Source organism: Flavobacterium frigidum (assembly GCF_048286795.2).
Genome location: NZ_JBLVPT020000007.1, coordinates 115,769 through 139,013 on the forward strand (window position 1 = coordinate 115,769; position 23,245 = coordinate 139,013).

The following is a 23,245-nucleotide window of genomic DNA, read 5'->3' on the forward strand; positions in this document are numbered from 1 at the left end:
AACAAAAAAGCAACAAGTAAAATTGCTACTTTTTTGTTTTGAAATTTCCAGCTGGCAATATGTCTCTGCACACGATAGCGCGGATTTGCAATCCGTGCCCTCACAGTGCATCAACAATCTAAAATAAATCCAACATTACAACATCTAAATCATTGTCTAAGCCCGCATAATTTCTAGCAGAATTAAAATAGTAATCCCCAGCTGCTCGAAGTATTCAAAAAAAACGTACTTAAAGACGGCGGGCTGCTGCGCGAATCTCTCCGACTTCGCACCCACTCAAATACTCTGATGCAAATACAGTTATGCAGAAAGTGATTTCCAAAAATTATATGAAAACTTATACCTAACAGGTTTTAAAAATCTGTTAGGTATAAAATAAATATTTGACCTATTCCCAACTGAGATTAAGTTCAGAAAAACAAAGCAGTAAGTGTTTACATAGCACATTTATATTGCTAGAAATTAAACTGCTCTTGAAAATTGAAAAGAGAATCGCTTATAAAACCAACATAACATAGTATTTGATAAAAAGTTCAAAAAGTTTTAAAAAAATATCATACTATTGTAGTAAAAATCAACAGTGTATATTTTATGAAAACAAAATTACTTTTGATGTTTTTGTTTTTGACGATTACCTTGCAAGCCCAAACCAATTTGGTGCCCAATGGAAACTTCGAAAAATGGACATCCTCCTCACAACCAGACAAATGGTTCAGATCTTTTAGCGGATTAGTATTGCAAAGTTCATCTGCTCAAAATGGAAGCTCGAGTACCAAAATGCAAATTACTAGCGGTACCTTTAACTTCATCAACAGTGAATTTTTTCCAGTTGTAGCTGGTAAAACGTATCGCATTACGATGTATCACAAACTCGTTACGGGAACTTTCTCGGCCATTGACCTAAGTTTGTATCACCAACCAGGCACTTTTAAAACAGAAATTACCAAAAAAACCGATGCCGTAACGTCCAGCACCGAATGGAGAAAAATAGAATTTGACTACACCCCAACCGCTAGCGAATCAATCGAAGTAGATATTTGGACAACCGGTACGCTGAACTCAAAAATTTTAGTTGACAATGTTTCTGTGGTTGATGTGGCGACAATTGGTGCTACCTATACCTTGATCCCTGATTTAAATTTTGAGAAACGATTAATTGCACTTGGGCATGATTCAGGTAGTCCGGATGGTAAGGTGTTGACTTCAAGTATAGCATCAGTCACTTCATTGGATGTTTCTTCTAGTTCGATAACAGACTTGAAAGGAATACAGGATTTTGTATCGTTAAAAACTCTATATTGTTATAGTAACAAATTAACAATTCTAGATATTTCTAAAAATTTGGCTTTGACTAATTTACATTGTAACGGTAATCAATTAACCACACTTGATCTTTCTAAAAATGTGGCTTTAAAAGAAATTATAAGTTGGGATAACAAATTAACATCGATTGATCTTTCTAAAAACGTGAATTTAACAACTCTTGAATGTAGTTTCAACAAATTAACCTCGCTTGATGTTTCGCAAAATTTGGCTTTAACTACACTAAATTGTGGTTATAATCAATTAACTACGCTTGATCTTTCTGGATATTTGCCTTTAAAAAAACTTTTTTGTTATGCTAACCAAATAACCTCGTTAGACCTTTCTAAAATTGTGAATTTAACAGCTCTTTCTTGTTATGGCAACCAATTAACCACGCTTGATCTTTCTAAAAATTTGGCTTTAAAAGAACTTGACTTTTATGCTAACAAATTAACATCGATTGATCTTTCAAATAATCTGGAATTATCTACATTAGAATGTCAACAAAACCTATTAACTACCTTAGATTTATCTAAAAACATCGCATTAATAAAATTAGGTTGTGCTTATAATCCAAGATTGGAACAAATCAATTTAAAAAACGGAAATAATACCAATATAAAACCTGCAGATTTATTTATCAAGAATAATCTTAGCTTGTATTGTATTATTGTAGATGATGTAAGTTATTCAACAACAAATTGGTCAACTAATAAGGATCAACATGTAGAATTTACAAATACACAATGCGCAACACCTCAATATACTCTTATACCAGACATCAATTTTGAAAAAGCATTGATCAAACTAAATATAGATGGAGTTGAAGATGGAAAAGTATTGACCCGTACAATTTCAAATATTAAAAATCTAGATTTGAGTACTTATGATTCAAGTAATATATACTATAAAATTAAAGATTTAACTGGAATTCAAGATTTTTCTTCTTTAGAAGTTTTAAAACTCCCTAATAATAAAGAAATTACAAGCATAGATCTTTCTAAAAATTTATTACTAAAAGTGTTTGATTGCAATCAAAGCAAACTAGCCTCTTTAGATGTTGCTAAAAACTTATTTTTAAGCGAATTGTATTGTGAATATAATAAAATAACGAGTTTAGATCTTTCTCAAAATACGGCTTTAACAAAGCTTAACTTTTCTTATAATAGCTTAACAAATATAGATCTTTCTCAAAATATAGCTTTAAATGAACTTAACTGTTCTGCTAATAGGCTAACAATCTTGAATGTAAATAAAAATAAAGCACTCACTCGCTTGATTGCGGCTGGCTCTAGCCAAGCTCCCTATTATACTTTGCAACAGGGATTATTAACTAGTATAGATCTTTCTCAAAACCTTGCTTTAGAATACTTAGATTTTAGCTACAATGAAAAAGTAGTTGGACTTGATGTATCTAAAAACAAAAATTTATGGTACATAGATGTTGATAGAAATGCCTTAACCAGTATTGATTTTTCTGCAAATACACTTTTGAAAATACTCTCCTGCGAAGCTAATAAACTAACAAGCATAGATCTTTCGAAATACCCAGTTTTAGAAGCTCTTATTTGCGACTTTAATCAATTAAAAAGTATCGATCTGTCACAAAAAATTACTTTAAAACATTTAAGCATCGATGGTAATCAATTAACAAGTCTAGATGTTTCTAAAAATTCAACTTTAGAAAGATTATATTGTGGTTCTAATCAATTGACAAACCTTGATGTGTCTAAGAATTCAAATTTATTACAACTTACTTGTGGTAGTAATAAATTAGTAAAATTAAACTTAAAGAATGGGAACAATTCTAAAATGGACGAGTTTATGATTTTTAGAAACAATCCAAATCTCAACTGTATCCTTGTTGATGACGTTACATATTCAAATTCAAAATGGACAACTTATAAAGACAGTTGGGCAACATTTAACACGGAATGTTCCTTTTTACCTTCAAACAATTTCGCAATTGAATCAAAAGGTGAAACTTGCCTTAATACAAACAATGGCGAAATAAATATTACTGCAACAGTAGCTTATGGATATAAAGCGACAATAAATGCAACTTCTTATACATTTACCAATAACAGTTTAAAAGTAACCAATCTAGCTCCAGGATCATACAACGTTACAATCACTATCCCTGGTGAAACTTTTGAGCAAATCTTTACTATAAATATTCCAAAAGGAGCGAATATCACAGGAAAATCAAGTAAGGTAGCAGAAAAAATAGCAGTTGAAATTGCAACAGGAACAGCTCCTTATACAGTTTTCTTGAACGGAGTGGAACAATTTGAAACCAATGCTACTTCTTTTACTGTAGATGCAAAAACTAGTGGTTTACTGGAAGTAAAAACGGCCAAAGCCTGTGAAGGGATTTATGCGAAAGAAATTTCAGCACTAGATGGAATATTCTCTGCATTTCCTAATCCGACTTCAGGAGCTTTTGAAATAGAAATACCAACAACAAACAAGGAAGTTAGTATCAGTATTTTTACTTTAGAAGGTAAATTGATCTCCAACAAAAAATACAGTGTTGGAAATGGAAAAGTACAACTCTCATTAGACGATCAACCAGCTGGGATTTATATGACTAAAGTGGAGCTTGGTACTCCTCAACTTATTAAAATTATTAAAAAATAAAAAAATGAAACGTTTTCTATATCTATCCATAGCAGGACTTATGATTGCTGCTTGTAGTAGTGGTGGTGGTGACGAACCAGAAGTTAAAAATTCGGCTCCAACTACTCCTGGTTTAACTGCGCCAGACGATAATAAACTTTGTTTAAGCACATCGGTTGTGTTTGAATGGAAACCAGCAACCGATGTTAATAACGATGCTATTACCTATCAATTGCAAGTAGCCAAAGACAACCAGTTCACTCAAATAGTAAAAACTGAAGATATTCAAGGCTTAACTAAGAGCATCGATCTAGAAAAAAATACGGCTTATTACTGGAGAGTTAAATCTACAGACAGTAAAGGTCTTTCTAGTTCGTATTCCTCAACCTATAAGTTTTACACCTCAGGAGATGCAGTAATTAACCACCTTCCGTTTGTGCCTGAGTTAGTTGCACCTACTCAAAATGTGGTATTGAATACTTCAACCACTACATTAAAATGGAACGCTACTGATGTTGATGCTACTGATGTTTTAACCTATGACATCTATTTTGGAACTAGCGCAAATCCTACGACAAAAATCAAGGAAAATAGTACTTCAAAATCATTTGATGTTACCTTAGAATCTAGCAAAGAATATTATTGGAAAATAGTAGTCAAAGACAACAAAGGTGGAGAAACTACTGGACAAATTTGGAAATTTAAAACCAATTAATACTTTCCAGCTTTTAATATTATTAAGCCCCGTTTTCAGTAAAAAGAAAACGGGGCTTTTTATTTATTGGAATAGTGTTTATAACTCATAGTAGTGCTTAACAAATAATAACTAACAGGTTTTAAGAACCTGTTAGATGTTCACAAAACCAAGTTGCTGTTTGAGGTTATGAAAACAAAAAGTTCTCTCCTAGCACCGATAGAAGTGGCATCTCCCGATTTAGAAAAACAAGACTTTTTAGCGGTAGTTTTTATTTAGCGGGGAGCAAACCCGATCGCGAGGATATGTCTCTACTTACGATAGCGAGGAATTGCATTTCGTACCCACAAAGTTGTACAAACAAAACAGGTCACTGAGTTATATTCTTTAAAAGGTTATAGATTTTCTTGAAAGAAAGAAGATTCATTTTTTGAAGCTTTTAAGTTATTTTAAATGAAGTATTTAAATTTGTTTTTTGTTTCCTATTCTAGTGTGCACCAATTGCAAAATCCTGAGTTGAATAAGGACTTAGACCTAACAGGTTTTAAAAAACTGTTAGGTCTAAACAAAACGCGGTGCTTGCAAAACGAATAATTCAACTAGCAGTATTACAAAACGGTAGTCCTGTTTTTTTGTTATGAAAACAAACCGTTCTCACCTAGCCCAGATGGTAGTGAAAATCCTCTTGTGACGGGGTTCGGCATAAGAGATTGAAACGTACAGCGGGACAACTCGGGTGCTATGCAAAAAATGTGCTGCTCCTAAAAAAACACCTGCATGATTTCTATGGACATACTTCTGCAATAACCTTTAAAAAAATTAACGCTGTTTTTAAGGTGCTGTTTTAACAAAAAACCCTCGATTGTCGCATTTATATTGCTTCGAATAATTTGCCTGGTAATGGCCTTATAACGCCTTTTAACTCCATATTTAGAAGCATTCCTGAGATTTTGTAAATAGGGAAATCACAGCGCAAAGCAATAATATCCATCAATTCTTTTCCGGTTTTAAGGAGGTAATCGTAGACTTTTTGCTCGTCATCGTCAAGGCTTACAAAGAGTTGTTTCTGTACGGGTTTAAATTCCTTTTGAATATCCCAATTCAATATATATATCAAATCAGCGGCACCAGTCAATACATTTGCTTTTTGGGTTTTTATCAGGTTGTTGCAACCTTGACTGTACTTATCGGTAACACGGCCTGGAACTGCAAATACATCGCGGTTGTAATCATTTGCCATATTTGCCGTGATTAAGGAACCGCCTCTATCGGCTGATTCGATTACGATGGTCGCTTCGGACATTCCTGCAACAATTCTGTTTCTTCTAACGAAATTTTCTTTATCTGGATTGGATGAACTCCAAAACTCGGTCATAAAACCACCGTTCTGCTCCACTTTCGCTACATATTTTTTATGGGTTTTCGGGTAAATTTGGTTTAAACCATGCGCCACCACTCCTATCGTCTGTAAATTATGTTCCATTGCCAGTTGGTGCGCAACAATATCAACACCATAAGCAAAACCACTCACGATTATAGGATCAAGCGGTGCTAAATCTTCGATCAGTTTTCGGCAAAATTCCGTTCCATACGAGGTAATTTGCCGCGTTCCTACAATGCTAATGATTCGTCTGTTTTTTAAATTGATATTTCCGGAGGTGAATAATAAAAGTGGACCATCAATACACTGTTTTAACCGTTCCGGATAATCTTCGTCCAGAAAATAAACTGCATTGATTTCATTCGATTTTATAAATTCCAGTTCTTGAGTTGCTTTTTCGAAAACGGATTTATCTCTTAAATTTTTCAGCAGCACACTACCAATTCCGTCAATAGCCGCTAGCGCTGAAGCCTTTGTAGTAAAGACCGCTTCGGCCGAACCACAATGCGTGAGCAGTTTTTTGGCCATAATATCGCCCACGCCTTCTATTCTTTGTAATGCCAATAAATAAAATAAATCCTGTTCCTTCATGCTAATTATTTGAACGTGAAATGTATAAATTTTTATGCGGATTGTTAATAAAAATTGTGAATAAAATTTTGATAACTATTTTGGTTGTATAACTTTGTAAGTATGAAAATCGAACTATATATCGCACAGCTTTTGTACCGTTACCAATGTGTTACCGTGCCAGGTTTCGGAGCTTTTTTGACCGAAATCAAGTCGGCAGCACTTAATGAGAGTACGCATTCGTTTTCTCCTCCTACAAAAAGAATTGCCTTTAATGCTAATCTAAAAAACAATGATGGTCTTTTAGCCAATCATATTGCTTTAGCTGAAAAGACATCTTATGAATATGCTGTTAGTAAAATTCAATACGAAGTTTTTATTTGGAAAAAAACATTCGAAGAGAACCAAAATATTACAATAAAAAATGTGGGCGAACTTCGTTTAAACGCTGATAAAAATATTGTTTTTACTCCGTACGATCAAACCAATTATTTGACCAGTTCTTTTGGGTTGGCACCTTTTGTTTCTCCACTTGTAAAAAGAGAAATTTTCGAAAAAGAGATAGAGGCAATTGAAGAAAAAGCAACAATTACATTAATTCCTGAAGAAACCAGAACTACAAATTCTTACTTAAAATACGCCGCTATTTTTGTATTAGGATTAGGAATTGCAGGAAGTGTCGGTTATCCAATGTATCAAAACCAAATCGCCTCAGAAACGTTGTTGGTTGAAACTGCTGTTCAAAAACAAGTTCAAAATAAAATTCAGCAGGCCACTTTCTTTATCGAAAGCCCGGTTCCTGCGGTGACACTTGCTGTAAAATCGACTACGGAAGCAAAAATGCCCTATCACATTATGGCTGGAGTTTACAGAGAAGAAAAAAACGCTGATAAAACCTTGCGAATTTTAAATCGTTTAGGATATGATGCTAAACGAATCGCGCCGAACAAAAACGGTTATTATCCCGTTTTATATGGTAGTTATGCCACATTTGCTGAAGCTGAAAAAGCGAAAAAAGAAATCAATATAAAGCACAATCCAGAGGCTTGGATATTGATTGAATCTTTGTAATTACATTTATATATAACATAGTTTTAGAAAGAAAACTATTAAAAAACGCTGTTTGAAAAATTTTGAAACAGCGTTTCAATTTTTAAAAATTCCTGCCTATCCCAATAGAAAAATTCCAAAAACTAAAGTTATCTATCGTTTTATGATAGCCACCGTCTAAGGCGATAAGAAAACTTTTACCTGCTTTATAATCTGCATGTATACCAGGAAATATGCCAGCGGTATAACCATAATCTCCAGCTTTAACTTCAATCCAACTAAATGAATAAATGACATTATTATCATCTACCTGAATCGATGAAAGTCGAAATAATTTGTCTTTATATGCAATAATTCCCAACCCCATGTTGAAGGATAGGTTAATTTTCCTATTCTTGTAAATGGAATAATGAATTTTAGCTCCTATTTCATGATTTTTCACATAATCCCATTCGGTTTCTTCAAAAATTGTCTCAGGATTCCCAGTTAATATAAATCGATCCAATTCTTTTTCATTACTGTAAAAACTGGGGAAGTAATCGTTTTGAGAATATAAAAAATAATATTCCATAGACCATTTTTCATTCTTCTGCCTATGGTAACTGACTGAAATATTGAAATTTATTAGGTTCTCCTTCATATTCGGATAAATGCTCAGTCCTGAATTAATAAAGACTTTGTTCTTTTCTTGCGCAAAAGCAAAAAAACTACACAGCCAAAGTGATATAAAAAAAATTTTTTTCATTGTATATATTAAAATAAGCAAGAGGCAAAATGCCTCTTACTTGTTAAATTTATTGCAAATCTGTGAACCAATGTTTATAATAATAATCCACTATTCCTATCGATTTTACATTATATAATACATCTCCATCGGAATAGGTTTGCCCTGTCGAACCACCGCCAGTAATCGAAGATAACACTTGTCTTCGAGGCAATTCTGTATTTGCTCTAAATATAGACGACCCAGAGCTAAATTTAACGCTCGCAGCACCTGTCGCTTCAGGTGTACTTTCCCATCCTCCTTTATCATTTTTCTTTAGACCATATTTTACACCCGCAGAAATTTCTTTAGTAGCTCGCCATTTATGAAGAGAAAAAACCGCTAACTGCTGCGTGTTTTCCGATTGATTCCAGTCAGGATCAAATTCTCTATCAAATGTTATCCAATTTTCCTTCCTTGCATTTTTTCTTTTAGTTCTAAAATCTTCACCTATTTGATATTTTAGACCCGTTACCGCAATCGTCCCATCAACATTTTGAGTCATACCTCCTTCATAACTCCCCCTAAAAATTCTCAAATGTTGATGTGTACCCCCAAATCCCATCCAATCTGTTCCGTTTATTTTTATCATCGGTATTCGTGATGTTATAATATCTGCATCCGGTATATTGCTATGGTCTACACTATAAGTTAATAAAATAGGCCCAGTAGGCAATGGTGGTGGTATTCCAGCAGCTACTAATTCTACTGTTGTACATACTCCTCCTTCTAAGTCACATTCATCAATAGTTGATATAATAAAACTTGGGTTAGAATCTATAAAATTATTATCCATGCTAGATATGTAAGTATCATAATAACCATTAAAATAATAACCGGAATTTGTAGGAGTACCATCTTCCATCTCTTCAGAAGTATAAAAGGTATCATAGGTAATTGATGAATATCCATTAACTTCTATATAAGGAGAGTATATTTGCAAATCTCCACTTGAAAATGGGTCGTCTAAATACGGATCTTGTATAATAGACAATCTATTTGTTGATGCTTGATTTTTACCCTTAGAAATTAATTCTCTAATTTCCACATAATCTTCTTTATTATCTTCCAATTCCTTTGCCAAGGATTGAGAAAATAAATTTCTCTTTTTAGATAATTTAGAAGTTAATTTTCCTTTTTCATTTTTTCTGATTCCTTTATTTTTACCTAACAAATATCCAAAGCTTACCACCTCACCATCAGTACTCACATTTTTCATTTCAAATAGAACTTCATCTCTAACTTCTTTTTTTGAAAGTAATCTCCCTATCAATAAAGAAGTTTCTTTCTTAAATTTTAACTTATTTGAACTTTTTAAAGAAGATGTTTTTAAAGTAGAAGTCGAATTTGATATTGCTCCTGAATTTTCTGAATTAATATCCATTTCGGAAGAACAATTAAAATTCAGCAAACTTAAAGCAATTCCAAAAGCTAATAATTTAGTTGATTTTGTTTTCATACGTTTATAATATAATTAATAAATAATTTCTTATGTAGATTTTATCAAAATTCCTATTGAGTAATAAAAATTAGAAATCTATAATGGTCAAATTTATAATTTATAATTATAACAATTTTAGTGTTAAAATTTCAAAAAAATTGCAGGTTTTTTACTTTTACATTAATAAAATATTTAAACATGGAGAACCTATCAGATAAATAGTTTTTTTGCTAAATCTCAACGCTTTAATTTTTAATTCAAACTCGCTTTGTACATCCTCGCTTCTTCCCAAGAGAATTTTTGACCGTGTTTTTCTATTAACCCATTGAGTGATTCTTCGCGATACCCCTTAAAAGCGACGGTTAAATCCTGCATTTTATCTGCTGGTAAAACTTCTGAAATGGCTACTGCTTTGGTTTGTATCAACTTTACAAAATGCGAATAAATGGTTTGTTTGGTCAATACTCTAATGGTCGCAATCTCATCAATGGATTTCTTTTCGACCCACAATTCGTAGGTTTCTTGCACCGTTGATTTTTTTGGCAATGCAGTTTTTGATTTTTTTGAAGTGTAGCGTTCCACGTCTTTCTCATCATCTATCAAAGTAATGTTGAGTTCTTTGAATTGATTTTGAATCGCTTCCGTTTTGCGGCTGATGTAATTTTTTATTTCTGAGGAGGTCAATTTTTCTTTCGAAATGGTTTGGCCCGCAACCACGGTTTCTATCAATAATTTTGCCTTCATTAATCGCAACACGGCTTTGGTTTGTACCTCTTCTAAAACTATCAATTCTTCGTAAAACATCTTTGCCTTTTTGATGCGTTTTACTTCTTCGATTTTCCAAAGGATTTCAAATACTAGGTAGTCCATTGGTTTCATGAAATAACTAAAAGCGGCCTGAATGCGTTCCGAAACATGATTTAAGTCGACGGTTTCAGGAGCAAAAAGCTTATTCAATTGTCCTATGAATTTTCTGGATGGATCCAAAAGGTGTTCGATAACTTCGTTTTGCTTTTTGGCCCATAGCGCATGTTTCGATTTCCCGGAAACTTCAGAACTTTCGTTGTAACTGAATCGGTGATTGCGCCACTCCTGTGCCAATTCGCTCCAATCAAACGTATTGATCAGATAGTTATGGATAAAATTCTTGGTTTCAAAATGCAAGGCATTGGCTAAAAATGAATCCGAAGCTTTGTTCAACGAATAATCCATCACATCCTGATCGTTTGAAATGCCGTTCATGCGCAACGGAGAAAGCAAAATAAGCCCTTCTAACGAGCGCAAACGTGATAATGCGACATATGCTTGTCCCGGCAGGAAAACTTGCGAAACATCAAGCGCAGCTTTATCAAATGTCAATCCCTGGCTTTTATGAACGGTTATGGCCCAAGCTAATTTGATGGGATAATGCACAAAAGTTCCCAAAACCTCTTCTTCAATTTCCTTGGTGGCTGGATCTACTTTGTAACGAATGTTTTGCCATTCGTATTTTTCGACTTCTATAGTTTTGTTTTCTTCGGGAAAATGAACCAAAATCTCTTGACTTCCCAAGGATTTGATAACACCCATTTTTCCGTTGAAATAATGTTTATCAAAGGACAAATCGTTTTTCACAAACATAATTTGGGCACCTACTTTCAATTTCAGTTCTTGTTCCACGGGGAAAATCTTATCGGGGAAATCGCCTGTAATAACTGGTTGATACGTAACTAACTTCCCTTCCAAATCTTCTAAAGCTTGCGCATTCATCGAATCGGCTTTGTTGTTGTGCGTGGTTAATGTAATGTATCCTTTGTTGGCTTTTAAGTCAAAGTCGGGTTTTACATATTGGTTTAACGTTTGAATGTCTTGCTGAGAAATCTGGTTGTTGCGCAGATTATTCAAAACCGAAATAAACGTATCGTCAGTTTGACGAAAAATCTTGGATAATTCAATGTATAATGGCGGATGTTGTTGCACCACGTGCGAATGGAAAAAGAATTTTCCTTTGTAATAACTTTTCAGCGTACGCCATTCTTCGTCCCGAATTACCGGTGGCAACTGCAATAAATCGCCAATATACAACACTTGAACACCACCAAAAGCAGTGCTTTTTTTACGAACGGTTTGCATCATATAATCCATAGCATCCAGTAGATCTGCACGAAGCATACTTACTTCATCAATAATCAATAATTCCATATTACGAATCACTGATTTCTTCAAACCGCTCATTTTGAAATGCCTACGCAAAGTAGCTTTGGTTTCAAATTTAGTACTTTCAGAAAATTGAGGCGATGAATTATCTGGAATAAATCCTCCAAACGGCAATTGAAACATGGAGTGAATCGTAACTCCTCCAGCATTTAAAGCCGCAATTCCTGTTGGCGCCACAACAACCGTATTCTTGTGTGTGGTTTGAATAATTTCCCGTAAAAGTGTGGTTTTTCCCGTTCCTGCTTTCCCGGTAAGGAAAACGGATCGATGGGTTTGATTGATGAATTGTAAGGTATAAGCGGCGGCTTCTGAAATAGTTTGCATTTGGCGTGTATATATAAAGCTAAAGTATTGAATTTTAGGAATACATTTTATAGTTGAAGAAACTATTTGTCTGATGAATTGTTTTTTTTAGCCGTGATAGTAGCGGAAATCCTCGAGACTTAGAAAGTGATTTTTTTATAGCCAGAAAAGAGCGACCAACGGAAGCTTCTTCGAAGGGTAAGAAAACACACTTTATATACGAGAGATTACTCCATTGTACATTTATTTTATTGGTGTTCAGTGAACTACGTCTACAGCGGATAGCGGGACACGAGCGAAGCGAACTGACGAAGTAAAAAGCTTCAAAAAAATTGCCTTCAATCTAAGGATAGACGAAGGCAATTTTTTGAATTAATATAAAAAATTATTTTTTAGCTTCTGCTTTTTCTTCTGTTTTAGCAGGTGCTTTGTATTTGTCGTTCAAGGCTTTGATGATTTCTTTTGTGATATCAAATTTATCTTCAGCATATAGAATTGAAGCCGCGTCACCTGTACCGTAGATGTACGCATATCCTTTTTCTTTACCGTATGCTTTGATAAATTTTTTGACTCCTGAAACTAATGAATCAGTTTCTTTTCCTCTCTCCAATTGCAGTTCTTGAGATATTGCTTGTTGTGCATAGCTCAATTGTTGCTCTCTTTTTTGTAATTCAGCCCCTTTTTGCTGCGCCCAAGCTTGACCGTTTGCTTGTGCTTGTGCTTGAAAGTTGGCAGCTTCTTGTTTGAAACGATTAATTTCAGCTTCTAGCTGTTTACCTTTCTCTTCAGATTTTGCTTTGTATTTTGCTTCAAGATCTTTTGCCTCTGTATATTCTTCCATCAATTCTGAAGTGTCGATGTAAGCGGTTTTTACTTCTTTAACTGCTTCGACAGGTTTGTTACAAGCAACAATCGAAATTGATAATGCAAGTAACACTAATGCTTTTTTACTTTTATTTTTAAAATTGCTTTTTTGGTATTCGTAGATCATTGATTTCATTTTATTGAATTTCTAATTTTGAGTAATATGGACAAAAATATAAAAAAATAGATAGGATTGACATAAAGTTTTAAAAATGCTACTTTTTTTATGATATAGGATTTTATTATTGCGATTGATTTTGATATAATTTACAACTATTAAAATCGGCTTCCATATCTTTATTTAAACGGACCTTCTTTCAAATCCCGATTACTGATGTGGATTGATTAAAAATCGGTGTTTAAATGCGTTTAAAATGATTTTTAGTTGTTTTTGAGGATGTAAATGTGTGATGAATACTCAAAATTTTGCTTTGCTTTAAAATTTGAACGTAATCCCACAAAAAAAGCTTTTACATAATTCATTTTACCAGTTTTGTATTTTTCCGAAAGTAAACTCACATAAAAAGAGTCAAACTTCATAGGAAGTACTTTTACCAATTTCATATCTTCTTTTTCGAAAAGCATTTTTATAGCTGTTTTAGAGAAATGCCAAAAATGAATGGGTACATCATAAGCGGCCCAAAACTTTCCGTAATATTTTGCATCGAAGGATTTGAAATTTGGAACGGCAATAATTAAAGTCCCGTTTGGTTTTAGCAATCGTTTCAATTCTTTGATTTGGTTTTCCAAATTAGGAACGTGTTCCAAAACATGCCACATCGAAATCACATCAAAAGAATGATTCTCTAATTCACTGGTTTCTTCAACAAATGAAACACCTTTCTTTTTTGCAATCGCTTTTGCTTTTTCGCTTGGCTCTACTCCTACTGTGTGCCAACCATTATTTTTAGCAACTGACAAAAAATCTCCTGTTCCAGCACCAATATCTAAAATACTTCCTTTCTCTGATTGCAATGAATTGATTAAGTTCAATTTGTTTTTAAGCGCAATGCTTTTTACAAAATGATATGCTTTTTCAAATAAAGATCTTTTGCTATCCGTATGCGAAATATAATCTACGCTTTCGTAGTACTTTCCTAAATTTTCTAAACTTGGTTGCGGCGTTGTAATCAGCATGTCTAATTTGGCGTCATGATACAGGTCGAAAATTTCCTGAGAAACAGAATAATCTTTAACGGTTAAAAAAGGCTTTTGGTTTGAAATGTCCATTAATTAATACTCTTTAATATTTTAATTTTAAACTAAACCCTGAAAACACCAACGGATGCTTTCAGGGCTGAATTATTTATTTTTATGATTCTTCAGTTATAGCACGGCTTCACAACGTAGTTTCACGTGGAACAAATTGATTTAAGAATAAAGATTAACGATTTCTGATTTTTCATAAATGTGCAATCAAAAATCGTTAATCAAAATCTACAATGCCTAACGTCCCATGTAAATTAACAATACCGAAACATCACTTGGTGATACACCACTGATTCTTGATGCTTGAGAAATGGTCACTGGACGAATCTTGCTTAATTTTTGTTTTGCTTCAATAGACATCGATTTGATTTTTTCATAATCAAAATTCTCTGGTATTTTTACATCTTCCAATCGAAGCAGTTTATCCGCATTGTTTCTTTCTTTTTCGATGTAACCAGAATACTTGACTTGGATTTCCGCTTGTTCCAAAATTTCTTGGTCCAAATCATTTTCTGCCACATACACTGCAACTTTTTCAAATTTCATGATGTCTTCTAAATCAATTTGCGGACGAGAAAACACTTTGAACATTTTGTCCCCTTGCGTAATCAGCGCCGTATCTTTTGATTCTAAAATAGGATTTGCTTCTGCAACCGAAACACTCGTTTCTTTGAAGAAAGTCACCATTTTTTCAGATTCATTTAATTTGTGTTCCATTCTACGCAAACGCGCTTCTGAAGCCAAACCTATTTCATGCGACATTGGAGTCAATCTGAAATCGGCATTATCTTGACGTAATAACGTTCTGTATTCTGCACGAGAAGTAAACATTCTATACGGCTCCTCTGTACCTTTTGTAATTAGATCATCAATCAAAACTCCGATGTATGCTTCGTCTCTTTTTAATATTAACGGCGCTTTTTCATGCACTTTTAGATGCGCATTTATTCCAGCCATCAATCCTTGGGAAGCAGCTTCTTCATAACCGGTGGTTCCGTTTATTTGTCCTGCAAAATACAACCCTTCAATAAGCTTTGTTTCCAGGGTATGTTTCAATTGTGTTGGCGGGAAATAATCATATTCGATTGCATAACCTGGACGAAAGAATTTAACTTTCTCAAATCCTACAACAGAACTCAACGCTTTAAATTGAATATCTTCAGGGAGCGATGTTGAAAAACCATTTACATAAACCTCACATGTATTCCAACCTTCGGGCTCAACAAATAATTGGTGTCTTTCCTTGTCAGCAAAACGATTAATTTTATCTTCAATAGAAGGGCAATATCTTGGACCAAGACTTTTTATTCTTCCGTTGAACATTGGCGAACGATCGAAACCTTCTCTCAAAATATCATGAACTTCAAGTGACGTGTACGTCATGTGACACGATCTCTGATGAACCAAAGGTGACGTCACGTCTGAGTAGGAAAACTTATCCGGCTTGGCGTCTCCTTTTTCTTCGTTCATCTTCGAATAATCCAACGAACGTCCATCCACTCTTGGAGGCGTTCCTGTTTTCATTCGACCTGATTCAAAACCTGCAGCTACTAAATCTTCGGTAACTCCATGCGAAGCACTCTCGCCTGCTCTTCCTCCTCCAAATTGTTTTTCACCAATATGAATCAAACCATTCAAGAACGTTCCATTGGTCAACACAACCGATTTAGAAAGTATCTCCAATCCAAGAGAAGTACGGATTCCTTTTACTTTTCCATTTTCAATAATCAAACCTTTGACCATTTCTTGGTAGAAATCAAGATTTGGAGTCCCTTCCAACATCATTCTCCACTCCTCAGCAAAACGCATACGGTCACTTTGAACACGGGGCGACCACATCGCAGGACCCTTAGATTTGTTCAGCATCTTAAACTGGATTGCAGTTCTGTCCGAAACAATTCCTGAGTATCCACCCAATGCATCAATCTCACGCACAATTTGTCCTTTTGCAATTCCGCCCATCGCTGGGTTGCATGACATCTGGGCTATATTCTGTAAACTCATTGTCACCAATAAGGTTTTCGAACCCAGATTTGCGGCAGCAGCAGCAGCCTCAGAACCGGCATGTCCTGCACCCACAACAATCACATCATATTGATTTAGAAACATCTTCTTGTATAATTTAACCCTGATTCAGGATTGTAATTTAGAAATCTATGTGTTTGTTCCACGTGAAACATTGACGAATAATTTTTCAAATCAACACCAAGTGTTCCACGTGAAACACTTTAGATTTGAAAACCAAAACAATACTAATGTTTCACGTGGAACATAGTGATTTTTTCATCTTCTTTAGAGCGCATTAAAAGCTCTTCTGCTTCGTCCTTGTCTTTGTAGCCGCAGTAGTGTAAAATTCCATGAACTAAAACGCGCTTTAATTCTTCCTCAAAAGAAACATTGAAGTCAACAGCGTTGTCTTTAACTCTTTCGATAGAAACGAAAATATCTCCGTGCAATTCATTGCCCATAGAATAATCAAAGCTGATAATATCCGTTAACGTATTGTGATCAAGATACTCTACATTAATTTTATGTAAATATTCATCGTCGCAAAAAACATAATTTATATCTCCTTCCTTCTTGTTTTCCGAGGTAATAACTTTTCCCAACCAAGCAGCAACAACGTCTTCGTTGTCTAAATTAAAATCGGTTTCGTAATTAAAATTGATCATTTTTTATTAAAATATTCTTGAACCTTTTGATTAAAATTCGAGCGCAAAGGTAAGGATTGTCTATTTAATATTTCTATGCTATTCAAATAATCTAATAAAGCAGCTGGCAACGCATTAGATCGATTATTAAACTCCTTTTTATTGGTTTCAGATTGGCGTTTGTTTTCCTCTCCTTGTTGTTGAATGGCGGTTTTCAATTTTAATAATTCCTGTTTAACATTCAGTATATTTTGAAGCGTTTCGTTCTTAAAACCTTTATTCAATAGTTGCTTTTCAATTTGCTTCATTTGTTCCAAAGCGCTTTGTCCATTGCCACCTAATCCTTGTTTGTTCAATTCGTTTTGTAGTGCTTCACGTAATTGCTTTTGCTCCTTATATATTTCCAAAATAGCTTGCGCATCCCCTTCACCACCCTCACCTTCTTGTCCAGACTGACCTGCTTTGCCTTGTTTGCCGTTTTGTCCTTTTTGTCCCTCACCCGGCTTATCTCCTTTTTTTATTCCATCTTTCATTTTCTCACCAAGACCTTCTTGCTTTTTAATAATATCTGGCAGTTGCATGCCCTGTCCTTGACCGGGTTTCGGTTTGCCAGAACCAGCACCTGACATTTGCATTTGCATATTGTTAAGCATGTCGCTTAGAAAATCTGCTAACTTATTAGCTGCAGAGATTGTGTATTGTTGATGCGACAAACCTTTGGTGACTTGTGCATCGGTTAAACTGGACAACGATTTGTCGACGTTGTAAATTACATTGCCAATTTCTTTGGTAATATCCTCAGCTATTTTTGGATTACGCAACGACATCGCAAATAAACTATCATCAACATGTTTAAACTGTTGTTTTAAATCTTGCTGAATTTTAATGTTTTTATTGAATGCAGCCGACCCAGATTTATGTTTTCTAAACTGATTCATAACCTCTTCCTGAGATAAAGAAAAAGCCAATAAATTATCTAGTATTTGTCGCAACATAGCAACATCTTCCTCCAACTGCTCCATATCTCCTGCAGCCATACTTTCGGCCATTTTTTGGGACATCTCTTTCATCTTTTTAGATGCACTTTTTTGATTTGGCTTCGCTTTATCTTTTTTGTCTTTCTTCAATTCCTCCAAAGCTTTCTTTAAATCATCATCAATACTTTTTTCTTTGGTGTCGTCTTTTGGTAAATCCAAAGGTGATTTTAATTCCTTATTTTCTTTTTCCAACTCATTTAAATCTTCTTGAATTTTATCGAACTCCCTATTAATATCTTCTTGTTTTTCCAGTTTGTTTTCCTTTTCGTCGTTGGATAATTGATCTTGCTTTTCAGAAAGCTTATCCAATTTGTCCCGTAATTGTTCGGCTTTCTTTTCTACATAAAACCTCTTTGTCAACTCCACCAACTGTTCTAAATTCTTAGTTTGGTTTTTACTGTTTTGCTTAAATTTATCCAACTTAGTCAACAACTCTTCATTCTGAATTTTATCGTTCAGTTCTTTTAATTCATCCAAAAGCTTCTGATTTTTTTCCAATTCCTTTTCGGCTTTGTCCATTCGCTTTTGAAGCTCCTCTTTTAAATCATCCTTTTTTTCCGTTTTAAATTGCTGCAAATTATCGTTCATTTTTTTTGTGAATTCCTTCATCATCTCATCTTGTTTCATTTGACGTTTGATGAAATCATTTACTTTTTGCTGATCTTTGAAGTCCAAAACTTCTTTCTCTTTTCCCGATTTTTGCAACTTCTCCATTTCAGAAATTTGCTTGTCTTGGTTATTCAAAGACTTCTCTAAACTATTGATGTTGTCATTCTGTTGTTCCAAAATTTGATCTTCATTTTCTTCATCTGTAGCAACACGATTAGAGAAAACAGATGACTTCGTACTTTTGAAATTATGAATAGCATCATTATCATAAACTTCAAAATAATAATCATAAGATACACCTTGCACAACCGGGAGATTACTTGGAAACGAAAATACAAATTGGTCAAAAGCACTTTTCTCGACAGCAATTGTTCCACGTCTAGCAGTTTGCGGTTTCTCCCTTTCGTAATACACAACCTGAAGTTTAGACAAGCCATAATCATCCGAAATTTGACCTAAAACATAGTTCTTAGCCACCTTCAAACTGTCGGGTGCGTTGTTCACATTAATCGTTGGAAACTGATCTTTTACAATAGTAAGCTGATAATTTAGTTTTTCGTAGTTTTTTACTTTATCATTCGAAGTAAGAATTTGATAATCTGTATTTTGACTAATATTTTTTGATAAAACAAAACTGTTATCTGTTTTCGAAAAAGTAGCTTTTACAAATCCGTCTATCCAATCCACGCTTTGTGTGGCTAGCGTATTCATCTTCCAAGTAACACGCGTTCCTTCGGGAATAACAGCATTTCCTGTTCCTTTGATAACTTCTGATTTTATATTCAAATACGCTGGAAAGTTCAGCTGCATTTCGAAATTTGCAATAGAGGGAACGGTTATCACTATAAGTTCATAATCAGGAGAAGAAATAGCATTTCCCTCCACGTGGAACAAAATATTTTCTGAGGGCTTTGCCATCTTAAATTGAAACTCTCCCGCTTTAGTCGATTCCATAAAATAACTTTCGTCATCAATAAAAATCATCGCATTCTCAGGAACTACATTCCCTTCGATTTTAATTCGAAGTATAAAATCCTTTCCTTGTTCGGTTTGTAAATTCGAATTCAGAACTACAAATTTAAAAGGAGCCGGTGGCATAAAAGCTGAATTGAAATGCACTACTCTATTCAAACTTTGAGAAATCATGCTACTGTTTCCTGACAAATAAAAGAAAGCAAATAACACTATTGGAATCAAAGCCAAAGGAAAATATTTCCTGTTACCATTATAATTTATAGCATTACCAAAAGGAATTGGTTGCAACGCATTGGCTTTTTGTTCAATCGATGCGGCTAATAGTTCCGATTTAATTTGATGCTCATTCGGATTTGATAATTGTAAAAAGTTGGTCAATTTATCACTCACTTCCGAAAAATGATTTCCTATAATTGCCGAAGCCTGATTGTAATCGATTCCTTTTTGAAGTTTGAATAATTTAAAAATGGGAAACAAAATAAAACGAAACAACAAATAAACTTCTACTCCAACGAAAGTCCAAAATAAAACAGTTCTTCCCATTGGTTTGAGCCAAAGAAAATATTCGACAAAAAGCGTAAATAGAAAATACAACAATCCTAAACCGATAAAGAAAATAGTTCCCCGAATCAATTCGTTGGTATAAAACTTTCTGATGAAAGCTTCTAATTTTTGATAAATAAATTGCTGTTTTTCCAAAATTTATACTTTGATTTTTTATAACCACTAAAAGTAATAATTTAAATGAATAAAGAAATGTTAAAAATCACCAAACTAATTAATCTTACAATATCTCATTTTCAGATAATAACATCAAAAATCGAATTTGTATCTTCGTAAAAAATTTACAGCAATGTCTAAACAAGTTCGGGTGCGTTTTGCACCAAGTCCAACTGGACCTTTACATATTGGCGGAGTTCGTACCGCATTATTCAATTATTTGTTTGCCAAAAAAAACAATGGCGTTTTCTTCCTAAGAATTGAAGACACGGACCAAAACCGATTTGTTCCCGGTGCCGAAGAATATATAATGGAAGCTTTGAAATGGTTAGGAATTGCGCCAGATGAGACAATTGGTAAAAATGAAAAATTTGGTCCATACCGTCAAAGCGAAAGAAAAGATTTGTACCAACAATATGCTGCTGAATTAATCAATTCCGGGAATGCGTATTATGCTTTTGATACAGCGGAAGCTTTGGATGCAGCAAGAAAATTAGAAGAAGAACAAGGAAAAACCTTTATATACAATCACCATAACCGAGAGAAACTGGACACATCGTTAGTGATTTCTGCAGACGAAACTGCAAAAAGAATTGCTGATAGAGAACATTATGTAATCCGTTTTAAAACTCCCGAGAATGAAATGTTGCATTTGCGTGATATTATTCGTGGCGATGTGAAATTTGAAACAAATCTTTTAGACGATAAAGTATTATTCAAAAGTGACGGAATGCCAACGTATCATTTAGCTAATATTGTAGATGATCATTTAATGGAAACTTCGCATGTAATTCGTGGTGAAGAATGGTTGCCATCCATGCCTTTGCACGTTTTATTGTACAGAGCATTTGGTTGGGAGGCGCCAGAATTTGCTCATTTACCATTGATCATGAAACCTATTGGTAACGGAAAATTATCTAAACGTGATGGAGATAAAATGGGATTCCCTGTATTTCCATTGGACTGGACAACAAACGAAGGCGTTTCATCAGGCTACAGGGAAAAAGGATTTTTCCCGGAAGCTGTAATCAACTTTTTAGCATTATTAGGTTGGAATGACGGTACAGAAAAAGAATTATTCTCACTGGAAGAATTGGTACAAGCATTTGACTTAAATAGAGTTCACAAATCTGGAGCAAAATTTGATCCGGAAAAAAACAAATGGTTCAATCACCAGTATTTAATCAAACAAGACGATGCTATTTTAGCTAGAGCCTTCTCCCCTATTTTAATTGAAAAAGGTTTTGATATTGAAGAATCCAAGGTTACGAAAATTGTTTCCTTAATTAAAGAGCGTGCACATTTTGTATCAGAATTTTGGGAAATGGGTGATTTCTTTTTTGTAGCTCCAACAAATTATGATGAAAAAGCCAGTAAAAACTGGAAAGCTGAGACTCCGGCATTAATGCAAGAATTAATTTCTGTTGTGGCTGAAATCACAGATTTTACTTCGATGAATATCGAAACCATTGTCAAAGACTGGATGACAAAAAACGAAATTGGAATGGGAAAAATTATGCAACCCTTTCGATTGAGTTTAGTTGGAGCCTTGAAAGGTCCTCACCTATTTGATATCGTTGAAGTCATTGGACAACACGAAACTATTTCAAGAATTCAGAAAGCAATTGAAACATTATGAAAAAAAAAGCTCCCAAATTGGGAGCTATTTTTTTAATTATAAATAAACTACTTACAATTTTTTATATTTTCAAAATCTTTATCAATCATAAAGTAGGATATATTTTGACCCATAGCAGCAAAACCCTTTGGCATAAATAAGTACAATATTTTACCCGTTTCACAGTCAACAATAACTTTATACGACATTAAGAATGATTGACCTAATGGACCAATCTGTCCTTTTCCAATTTCGTAAGGTACAGAAAACAATACTACTTTATCTTTATCTTTTTCCACAAAAGCTTTATTTATCTCTTCATCAGAAGCTATAATAGCTTTTCCAGTGTATTTTTTTAAACAATCTTCTTTCTTAACCTTTTCATATAAAAGTGACTCTTTAACTAATAATGTTTTATTTTTAACTAGAGAACAATTTCCCTTTGCCATTTCTTTCACATAGTCTTCCGAATTTATATTTTTCTTTTCAGATATAATATAATTTATATTGTTCTGTAACACATTTAAAGAATATTTATAATCCGCCTCATCTAAAAAAACATCTTTCTTCTTATAAGAAACAGGTAAATAAACCTGTGAATCTGCTTTATCTTTGTTTGATTCAATCTTTGAATACACGATGACGTTTAAATAAAGATTTGATCTAAAATCTAAATCAATATCGTTTAAACGTAGATTTCTTAAAATTGCAAATGATTTATTATTAGCTTTTTTTAAACTTTCAACTTCAGATGCTTTTTTAAATTCTATATTTTTATTTAAAGTCCAATATTTCTTGGCGTAAATAACAATCTCATCATTGTAAAACTTAATCATTTTTTTGTACGATTGAAGTTCTTCAGCTTTTTTTGGTTTGTCTAATTTTTTTAAAATCTTCTCATCTTCTTCTAATAATTCAACAATTAATGGTCTGGTTTTAAGATCGATAAAATCTTTAGAATCACCATGGAAATAAGAACTAATTTGAGCTTTCGCAAAAAAAGAGACTAAACACAATACTAATAATATTGTTTTTTTCATAATAAATAGGTTTGATTAAAATTAAAAATCCTACAAATGTAAACACATTCAAAGAAATTTAATATAATTTTTCTTAAAATAAAGTAAATGCTGTGTTCAACTCATAAGTGCAACAAACTTATTATTTAGAGTTTCAATAGGACTAAGGTAATTGAATTTTCTAATGGGTCTGTTATTAATTGATAATTCTACTTGTTTAA

General features: G+C 33.7%; 14 protein-coding genes. 4 read left to right on the plus strand and 10 right to left on the minus strand.

Annotated elements, in window-relative coordinates; genetic code table 11:
- The first annotated feature begins 591 nt into the window (after positions 1-591).
- Both ACNQGB_RS09465 and ACNQGB_RS09470 read left to right on the plus strand, forming a co-directional pair.
- Positions 592-3,945 (plus strand): T9SS type A sorting domain-containing protein, encoded by a 3,354-nt coding sequence (locus ACNQGB_RS09465; protein WP_417946308.1) that lies wholly within the window; start codon positions 592-594, stop codon positions 3,943-3,945.
- A gap of 4 nt (positions 3,946-3,949) precedes the next feature.
- Entirely contained in the window at positions 3,950-4,639 is a 690-nt protein-coding gene (locus ACNQGB_RS09470) for a glycoside hydrolase family 78 protein (protein ID WP_417946310.1), read from the plus strand.
- Between the two features lie 850 nt (positions 4,640-5,489).
- Here ACNQGB_RS09470 and dprA read toward each other — a convergent pair.
- Positions 5,490-6,590 (minus strand): DNA-processing protein DprA, encoded by a 1,101-nt coding sequence (gene dprA / locus ACNQGB_RS09475; protein ID WP_417946312.1) that lies wholly within the window; start codon positions 6,588-6,590, stop codon positions 5,490-5,492.
- A gap of 102 nt (positions 6,591-6,692) precedes the next feature.
- On the opposite strand from dprA, the gene ACNQGB_RS09480 reads away from it, so the two are divergent.
- Positions 6,693-7,640 (plus strand): HU domain-containing protein, encoded by a 948-nt coding sequence (locus tag ACNQGB_RS09480; protein ID WP_417946313.1) that lies wholly within the window; start codon positions 6,693-6,695, stop codon positions 7,638-7,640.
- An 82-nt stretch (positions 7,641-7,722) separates the two neighbouring features.
- Here the strand turns inward: ACNQGB_RS09480 and ACNQGB_RS09485 are convergent, their stop codons facing one another.
- The 8 genes from ACNQGB_RS09485 to ACNQGB_RS09520 all read right to left on the minus strand — a co-directional run bounded on the left by ACNQGB_RS09485 (position 7,723) and on the right by ACNQGB_RS09520 (position 20,366).
- Entirely contained in the window at positions 7,723-8,190 is a 468-nt protein-coding gene (locus ACNQGB_RS09485; protein WP_417946314.1) for a hypothetical protein, read from the minus strand.
- A gap of 223 nt (positions 8,191-8,413) precedes the next feature.
- Positions 8,414-9,841, minus strand: coding sequence for a hypothetical protein (locus tag ACNQGB_RS09490; protein ID WP_417946316.1), 1,428 nt, complete (start codon positions 9,839-9,841; stop codon positions 8,414-8,416).
- A gap of 234 nt (positions 9,842-10,075) precedes the next feature.
- On the minus strand, positions 10,076-12,343 hold the full coding sequence (locus ACNQGB_RS09495) for a helix-turn-helix domain-containing protein (RefSeq protein ID WP_417946318.1): 2,268 nt from the start codon (positions 12,341-12,343) through the stop codon (positions 10,076-10,078).
- Positions 12,344-12,707: 364 nt separating this feature from the next.
- Entirely contained in the window at positions 12,708-13,313 is a 606-nt protein-coding gene (locus ACNQGB_RS09500) for an OmpH/Skp family outer membrane protein (protein ID WP_417946329.1), read from the minus strand.
- Between the two features lie 254 nt (positions 13,314-13,567).
- The gene (locus ACNQGB_RS09505; protein WP_417946319.1) at positions 13,568-14,416 is read right to left on the minus strand and encodes a class I SAM-dependent methyltransferase; all 849 of its coding nucleotides are present in this window, start codon (positions 14,414-14,416) and stop codon (positions 13,568-13,570) included.
- Positions 14,417-14,632: 216 nt separating this feature from the next.
- Positions 14,633-16,504 carry a tRNA uridine-5-carboxymethylaminomethyl(34) synthesis enzyme MnmG gene (gene mnmG, locus ACNQGB_RS09510; protein ID WP_417946320.1) on the minus strand — a complete coding sequence of 624 codons (1,872 nt, stop codon included), beginning with the start codon at positions 16,502-16,504 and terminating at the stop codon, positions 14,633-14,635.
- Positions 16,505-16,647: 143 nt separating this feature from the next.
- Positions 16,648-17,067 (minus strand): rRNA maturation RNase YbeY, encoded by a 420-nt coding sequence (gene ybeY, locus ACNQGB_RS09515; RefSeq protein WP_417946322.1) that lies wholly within the window; start codon positions 17,065-17,067, stop codon positions 16,648-16,650.
- Positions 17,064-20,366, minus strand: coding sequence for a coiled-coil domain-containing protein (locus tag ACNQGB_RS09520; protein ID WP_417946324.1), 3,303 nt, complete (start codon positions 20,364-20,366; stop codon positions 17,064-17,066). The genes ybeY and ACNQGB_RS09520 overlap by 4 nt, the downstream gene beginning before the upstream one ends.
- 154 nt (positions 20,367-20,520) lie before the next feature.
- Between ACNQGB_RS09520 and gltX the strand changes: the two genes are divergently transcribed.
- Positions 20,521-22,026, plus strand: a complete 1,506-nt coding sequence (gene gltX / locus ACNQGB_RS09525; protein ID WP_417946326.1) for a glutamate--tRNA ligase — start codon at positions 20,521-20,523, stop codon at positions 22,024-22,026.
- A gap of 47 nt (positions 22,027-22,073) precedes the next feature.
- On the opposite strand, the gene ACNQGB_RS09530 is transcribed toward gltX, so the two are convergent.
- Positions 22,074-23,045 carry a hypothetical protein gene (locus ACNQGB_RS09530; RefSeq protein ID WP_417946327.1) on the minus strand — a complete coding sequence of 324 codons (972 nt, stop codon included), beginning with the start codon at positions 23,043-23,045 and terminating at the stop codon, positions 22,074-22,076.
- Positions 23,046-23,245: the final 200 nt, after the last annotated feature.